At 55.7% G+C, this 7,674-nt stretch carries 5 protein-coding genes; all 5 read left to right on the top strand.

Translation table 11 applies throughout. The features are described 5' to 3' along the window. On the top strand, positions 1-1,371 hold a 1,371-nt coding region (locus IU397_RS19455; protein WP_204416944.1), incomplete at its 5' end, for an Ig domain-containing protein. A gap of 337 nt (positions 1,372-1,708) precedes the next feature. Beyond that, positions 1,709-3,265 carry a TolC family protein gene (locus IU397_RS19450; protein WP_204416942.1) on the top strand — a complete coding sequence of 519 codons (1,557 nt, stop codon included), beginning with the start codon at positions 1,709-1,711 and terminating at the stop codon, positions 3,263-3,265. Positions 3,266-3,312: 47 nt separating this feature from the next. Further along, positions 3,313-4,059 carry an efflux RND transporter periplasmic adaptor subunit gene (locus IU397_RS19445; RefSeq protein ID WP_204416940.1) on the top strand — a complete coding sequence of 249 codons (747 nt, stop codon included), beginning with the start codon at positions 3,313-3,315 and terminating at the stop codon, positions 4,057-4,059. A gap of 20 nt (positions 4,060-4,079) precedes the next feature. Beyond that, on the top strand, positions 4,080-5,468 hold the full coding sequence (locus IU397_RS19440) for an efflux RND transporter periplasmic adaptor subunit (RefSeq protein ID WP_204416938.1): 1,389 nt from the start codon (positions 4,080-4,082) through the stop codon (positions 5,466-5,468). A gap of 6 nt (positions 5,469-5,474) precedes the next feature. Beyond that, positions 5,475-7,565 carry a biotin/lipoyl-binding protein gene (locus IU397_RS19435; protein WP_239479933.1) on the top strand — a complete coding sequence of 697 codons (2,091 nt, stop codon included), beginning with the start codon at positions 5,475-5,477 and terminating at the stop codon, positions 7,563-7,565. The last annotated feature ends 109 nt before the right edge of the window (positions 7,566-7,674 follow it).

Genomic DNA, 7,674 nt, shown 5'->3' with positions numbered 1-7,674 from the left:
CTCCAGGGGGTTCGCATCGACACGCTGCCGACAAATGGCACGCTCACCCTGGACGGCGCACCCGTCAGCGCAGGCGTTACCATACCCGCGGGACAGATCAGCGATCTGGTCTTCACGCCGGCGGCGGACGAACACGGGTTGGATTATGACAGGTTCGATTTCTCTGTCGGCGATGCGGCTGGTGGTTTCGACATATCCCCGAACACCTTTAGGTTCGATGTGGCGCCCGTTTCCGACACCGCCATCGTCACCGTTGCGGACGTTCTGGCCGAACCCGGAGAGCGAAAACCTTTGCCATTGTCCTTGGAACTGGTCGATCAGGATGGTTCCGAGACCTTTGCTCCAATCGTGGTGATCGAAAATATCCCGCCACAGGTTCAGCTCTATGTCGGCACTTCCGGCGTCCCCGTTAATGTGATCGATGGACGTGCGGAATTAAGCCCTCAGGACATTGTGGATCTGCAGATCGTAGCCTCGGCCGATGTAACGGCGGAGTTGATGATCACGGGCTCTACGATTGATGCGGGAGGTGCACCCGAACCCTTCGCCGCGACAATCACGGGAAAGTTTGAATCCCGAGGCGGCGGTTTGTTGAGTGAGCCGCTGTCATCCCGGGTCGGCTCAACCAGCGCAGGGGGCAGCCTTGCCGGGTCGGCAGGGTCGCAATCTGCTCTTTCGTCGGGTGTGTCAGCCCAAGAACAGCGGGTGGGATTTGAAGATACGTTGCGCAACTCATCGAGCGACAATGATGCATTTCGTCAGGCAGCGGGTGTTAAGATCTACCTTACAGGAGAGGTCGATGACAAACTGATGATCGTCGAGAAGGGCAATGTCATCAAGCTGTCGAAGGGATTGTTCCAGCACAGCGACCCGAACGAGACGTTGAGCCTGACCGTAGAACTGGCAAATGGTGGCGTTATCCCCGAATGGATGACGCTCAATAGCGACGAACTCCTCTTTTCTGGTGAACCGCCGTTGGATGCTCCAGCCTCTATGGAATTCGTGATCATCGTCAAGGATAGTCAAGGAAATGAAGTAAAAACAGATTTCAAGATCATCATCGTACGTGATGCGACTGAAGCGGATCGTCAGATATCAGGCGAGAACGATCAGAACGGGTCAGACGGGGATAGTCCTCCACCAGACCTGCCTGTTCCTATCGAAGGGATTGATGGCGCACAAGTTACCGTGCCATCGACAGATGCGGTGCGCGCGGCAATAAACGCTGCCGACTGGCAGTTCGGCCAATGGGACAATGACCTGGGAGAGCGGATCGAATTTGCCGATCAACTTGCTTCACATTCGCGATCGGCACATTTGCAGCAACAGGCAGTATTTTTGGACACCTTGCTCGCCACGGTAGCGGACTAGCAAGATGGCTGGAGCGACCCAAACCCTAGACTTCCACTCTTGGGTTGACGCATGCGGCCAGGATAGAAAGTCGAGCGCATCTACCAGTTCTGATCAATGTCCACCTTTGGAATTGGTAGATGTCCCTCAACAGTTCCAGATTTTGAAAAAATCATATGGAATAGGTGAAGCGTTGGCTTGGATCCCAGGGATTCGAGTGTGAACGTTAAGCCATGCTTACCAATAAAAACAATGGTTAAGGTGATCTGTTAACGAATCGTTAACCCTGCCTGAGTACCCAATTTCACAACGAAAAACCGCTAGATTAACTGGCATCGCTGCAAAAGCGAGGGACCCTATGAGCAAGAAACGACTGAGTTTGGGATTGGCTGCTCTGATGCTCGCCGGATGTGCGGTCAAACCTGATCCGATCACTTTGGAGCAACACCAAAGGCGTATTTTCGATGACGTTGCAAAGCTGAATGCAGTCAGTGTTCCTTTAACCACCACACTTACCCTCGACGAGGCCGTTGCACGCGGACTTCTTTATAATTTGGACCATAAGGTTCAGATCATGGAAGAAGTTTTGCAAGGCGCGCGACTGACGGTTGCAAATATAGACATGCTGCCAACCCTCGCTGCGAATGCTGGGTATGAGGATCGCAGCAGCGAAAGAGCGACCCAAAGCACGACGCTCTTTTCCCGCCGGACATCGGTTGAGCCGTCGTTTTCCGAAGATGCGGAAATTCGCGATGCGGACCTGACGTTCAGCTGGAACGTTCTGGATTTTGGATTGAGCTACTTCCGGGCGAAACAACAGGCTGATCGCGCGCTCATTGCCGTGGAAAAGCGGCGGCGGGTGATGAACAACCTCTCCCTCCAGATCGAAACGGCCTATCTAGAAGCATTGACTGCGCAACGTCTCTTACCCAGGGTCGAGCGATTGATCCGCCAGGCGGACCAGGCCGAGCGTCGGTCTGCCCAGATTGAGCGCGAGGGATTGCAATCAAGCGTCGCCGCATTGGAGTATCGCCGTAATCTCGTGCAGGTGGTGACGTCGCTCAAAGAGCTTAAATCATCTCTCGCAATCTCAAAATCCCGTCTTGCCTCCCTGATGAACCTGCCGGCAGGAACGCATTTCCGGCTAGCTAACCATCGCCAGGATCGTTTGCCAAAGCTGAATGTCAAACTGGGTGAGTTGCAGAATTATGGGTTGCTATACCGTCCAGAAATCCGGGAAGCCGCCTATCAAACACGAATTGATCGCGAAAGCGTCAATCAGGAAATCCTAAATATCTTTCCCGAACTGTCGATCATCGCGTCTGCCAATTCCTCGTCCAACAAGCTTTTGTTTGACAATGAATGGCGCCAGGCGGGATTACGCGCCACCTGGAATCTGATCAATTTGGTCCGCGGGCGCAAATCAGTGGATGCGGCCAAACAGCAGGTCAAGATATCCGACGCGCGGCGGTTGGCCCTGACCGCAGCAATCCTAGTGCAGGTTTCAATCGGGGTGACCGAGTATGATCAGGCCGTGGATTCCTACGGATCAGCCCTCAAGCTCAGCAACATCGAAGGGCGGATCCTGCGCATTGCTTCAGCCAGCGCAGCGGAGGACGAGGGCACTGAACTCGACCGGATCCAACGGGCAGCTCAGGCCATCTCTGCAGAATTGAACCGCGACAATGCCTATGTCGAGGCGCGCCTGGCCCTGTCCCGGTTGTTGGTGTCCATCGGATTGGACCTATTGCCCCCCGACGCGCAGTTCACCGACCTGGCACGGACCAAGGCGATCGTCGGTACGGCACAGGCCAAGATCAATGCAGGCCAGCTTTCATCGATCTTGAACGCCAATGCACCGAAAACCATTTTGGCTGCTGCACGGCAACCCAAACCACGCAAAGCACGCCGTTGAAGAGGGGCTGCATTCCAACGCATGCCACTTGGTGTGCTGGCCTGCTATTGGGAGCGGTACTGGCCAGCACTCCGGCCATTGGCCAGGATCCGGCGGGCGATGACCTTTTTGCGCAGCTTGAACGCGATATCGGGCAGCAGATCAGGGTGCAGGTCCTGGCCATCGAAGATGCCATATTCCTGAGCCCGCAGGCCGGGCGGATCGGTGCCGTGCGGTTTCGGGAGGGCGAGTATGTCACGGCAGGTGACACGATCTTGTCTTTCGTCTGTGATGTTTTGCAAGCGGAGCTGGTTCGCGCCAAAGCACTGGCCAACCGCAAGCAAACGGAATTGCAAGCCGCCACTCGGGGCCAGCGCCTAGGTTCGGAAAGCGGAACAGCGGTTGCCATCCGCCAGGCAGAGTTGGGGGAAGCCGAAGCCGAGGTCGCCGTATCAGAAAAACAGCTTAAAAACTGTACCATCGCGGCCCCATTTGATGGGCAGATCACGGACTTAAAGGTGAAATCGCACTATACAGTTTCAGCGGGTCAAGATCTGTTCCGCCTGGTCAACAACCGCGGGCTGGAACTGAAGACGGTCATACCCGCGCACTGGTTGGGCCAATTATCTGCGGGTGATGCGTTTACCATTAAGATTGATGAAACCGGCAGGACCTATTCTGCTCGAATCGAGCGGTTCGGCGGTCGCGTGGATCCGGTGAGCCAATCGATCCCGGTTTTTGGCAGCATCGACGATCAGACCGGAGATCTGTTGTCGGGCATGAGCGGGCAGGCGGAGTTTCGACAACTCAACTAGCAAAAGACCAGGGTGTTCCATTGGCCGTATCGCAAATCAGATCGAAACAGGCCGATACTCCGCAATCTGATCCGCGTTTGCACACCCTCGCCAACCTTTTGGCGCTGGAAAAGCGTATGCGGTGGGCAAAGCTGCCAGAGCTGCGATTTGTTGCAGTCAATGAACTCAAAGAGATTGTGACCTTCAGTCAGGCCATTCTGTGGGAGCATCCTCAGGGCAAGCCGGCGCGTGGGCAGATTACGGCCCTGTCCAATGTCGCAGTGATCGATAGGACGGCCCCCTTTGCGCTGCTCACGCATCATTTAATCCGGCATTGGGCCAAGCGCGGAGAACTAGCGGCCACCCGGGTATTTACTATTGACGATCTGACCGGAACCGACACGTCGAAACTTGTGACGGATTGGAAGGAATGGTTACCAAAATATCTGCTCTGGTGCCCGCTTAATGGCCCAAAAGGTGCGGCAGCGGGTTTGCTGCTATTGCGAAATCAACCCTTTGCGGAGGGTGAGGTAAGTCTGTCAGCTACGTTCGCGGATGCTTTGTCCCATGCGTTGATCCTTGCAAAATCTCGTCAGAGCATTGTTCGCGCCGTCAGGCCGTCCCGTGCCGGGTTGATTATCACAGTCGCAGCCTTGATCGCCCTTGCCATACCGATCCGCAGCTCTGTTCTTGCACCGGCAGAGATTGTGGCGAGCGACCCTTCCCTTGTCCGATCTCCAGTGGAAGCGGTCATAACCGAGGTTCATGTCACGCCCAACAGTCCGGTGACGCAAGGCCAATTGCTGGTCAGCTACGATGCGTCGGAATTGCGGGCAAGGTTGCGAATTGCCGAAGCTGCCGTGGCACTCGCACGCACGGAATTGCGGCAAACGGCACAAAATGCCTTGGGCGATCTGCGCGCCAATGCGGAGGTCGTCTCGGCGGAGGGGCGGGTCCGTACCGCCATGCTTGAGGTTGGCTATCTGACCGAAAGACTAAGCAAGACCGAGCTTCGATCCCCCCGCGACGGGATCGCCGTGTTCCAGGATGCGTTTGATTGGATCGGTCGCCCGGTCTCTGTCGGCGAGCGGATCATGCTGGTGGCCGATCCAAATCAGACCGAGTTGGAGATTCAGTTGGCTGCCACAGATCGCATTCCGATGCCAGATCAAGCGCAGGTTGCCTTCTTCTCCGATGCGGCGCCCGCTGCTCCGGCGGAGGCGCAAGTACATTACATCAGCTACCGGGCGACCAAGACGCCGACAGACGTCATCGCCTATCGGATGACTGCTCAATGGATGGATGGTTCAAGCTCCAGCCTGACGCTTGGACAAAGAGGCACGGCTAAGATTTATGGCGCGCGTCAGCCGCTTGCGCTGCAGGTGTTTCGGCGTCCGATTGCAGCATTGCGGAAATGGCTGGGTCGTTAGGTGACCATGGTTCCGTCCCTTCGTACCGATCTAAACATCTTGCCAACTGCGCCAGCGCCGAACGGATCGCCCGCTTGGATTATCCATGATCCTATTGCCAACAAATTCCATCGCATTGGATGGCTCCAGTTCGAGATTCTGAAACGTTGGGGCCTGGGGGATCCCAAAGTAGTAGCGCGGGATATCAGCCACAGCACGACCCTGACCCCGCAACCTGAAGATATCGATACCCTGGTCACCTATCTTGGGCAAAACAATCTGCTCAACCTGAAGGGTAATGACATCACCCAAGCGGTTTTACGGCAATGCGAGGCGGGAAAATCCAATCCGCTCACATGGTTGGTGAAGAATTATCTATTTGTCCGGATCCCGCTTGTCCGCCCGGATCATGCCCTGGACAGGCTTTATCTGGTACTGTGCCCTATCTTGGCGCCATTGTCCGTCCGATTGCTGATTGCGATCGCAGTTCTGGGCGCATTTTTGGTGCTACAGGATTGGGCGGCGTTCATTGCCGGGTTTGCTGACCTGCAAACACCCCATGGCGTGGCCCTCACCCTTGTTGTGCTGATGGGGGCGAAGGTCATTCATGAACTTGGCCATGCCATTGCTGCCAAACACCATGGCTGTCGGGTTCCCGCGATGGGTGTTGCGTTCATTGTGCTATGGCCATTGCTTTGGACCGACACGACCGAGGGGTGGAAGTTACGCGATCGCTGGCACCGGCTTGCTATCGACGGAGGCGGTGTGATTGCCGAACTTGGCTTGGCGGCCATTGCTTCCATTCTGTGGGCTGTTTCACCGGATGGTTCATTCAAAATGGCGATGCATGTATTAGCCAGCGTCAGTTGGATCACCACCCTTGCCATCAACCTCAATCCTTTTATGCGCTTTGATGGCTACTACCTGTTAGCCGACGCCGTTGATCTCCCCAATTTGCAACAGCGCAGTTTCGCGCTTGGGCAATGGTGGCTTCGGAAAGTGTTGTTCGGACCGCATGAACCGGAGCCTGAGGATTTCCCCACCCGTACCCGCAGATGGCTGATCTTCTATGCGTTCTGCACTTGGATTTACCGGTTCTTCCTATTTTTGGGGATAGCTCTGTTAGTCTATCATCTGTTTTTTAAGGCCCTGGGGCTCATGTTGTTCGTGATCGAGCTCTGGTGGTTCATCGGTCGGCCGATCGTCAAAGAGATAAAGAGCTGGAGCATGGGTGCACGTAACCTCACACGAACCTGGAGAGGGCCGGTCTATCTGATCGCGTTGGGAGTGGTGGGCTATGTCCTTGCAGCCCCATTGCCGCGATCGATTGCCTTCCCAGCGGTCCTGACGGCTGAGCATGAAAGCCTTTTGTTTTCTGGCGTTCCGGCCCAGGTCACAGCAGTCCATGTCCAAAATGGGGATCGGGTAGAGGCTGGCGCCCCTCTGATTGCTCTCCAATCCGCAGAGATCCAGCTCAATCTTCGCAAAACCCGTGCCCAACAGGAACAGATCACCCGAGAGATCGCCCAGAATGGGTACACATCGGACGGGATGAAACGGTCATCCCTGATGCGCGAGGAAGCTAACCGGCTACAGGCCCAGGCGCGATTGCTGGAAACAGAGCAAGACGCGCTGATCCTTGTCAGTCCCATCTCGGGCACCATGCGTGATCTACCAAGTTCCTTGGGGGAAGGCGATTGGGTCGGTCAAAATGAACCTCTGGGCATTGTCGTGTCGGATGAACAAATCTTGACGGTTTTTCTCCCCTTCGCAGCTCGGTACCAGCTGGACGAAACGGCGCCGATCACCTTTTCCTCCAGCGGGGATCCAACGCAAACCCATGTGGCGACATGGGAGAGGATAGAGACAACACCCATCGCCACATTGGACGAGCCTGCCTTGGCATCCATGTTCGGCGGTCCGATATCCGTGACGGTGGGCCGGGGTGAAACGCTATCTCCGACAAGTACATGGTTTCGCGGGGAGGCGTCATTGCAACCGGGCGGCTCCGTCGACTATGCCCCGGGCTTTGTCATCGCCAGGACCAAGCCGACGAGCTTGGCGGCGGATTACACCCGCAGGGTGATTTCGGTGTTGGTGCGGGAAAGTGGGTTTTGAGAAGCAATGCCCGAACCAACAGTCAGAATTTCTTGAAAACCGTTCGGTGTTTGCGCCGTATTCTGAATAATCTATACTATTTTAGGACTAAATACTGCCTCTGATAGCT

Source organism: Actibacterium sp. 188UL27-1, from assembly GCF_016901225.1.
GTDB lineage: Bacteria > Pseudomonadota > Alphaproteobacteria > Rhodobacterales > Rhodobacteraceae > 188UL27-1.
This window is presented reverse-complemented; position numbering and strand designations above follow the sequence as displayed.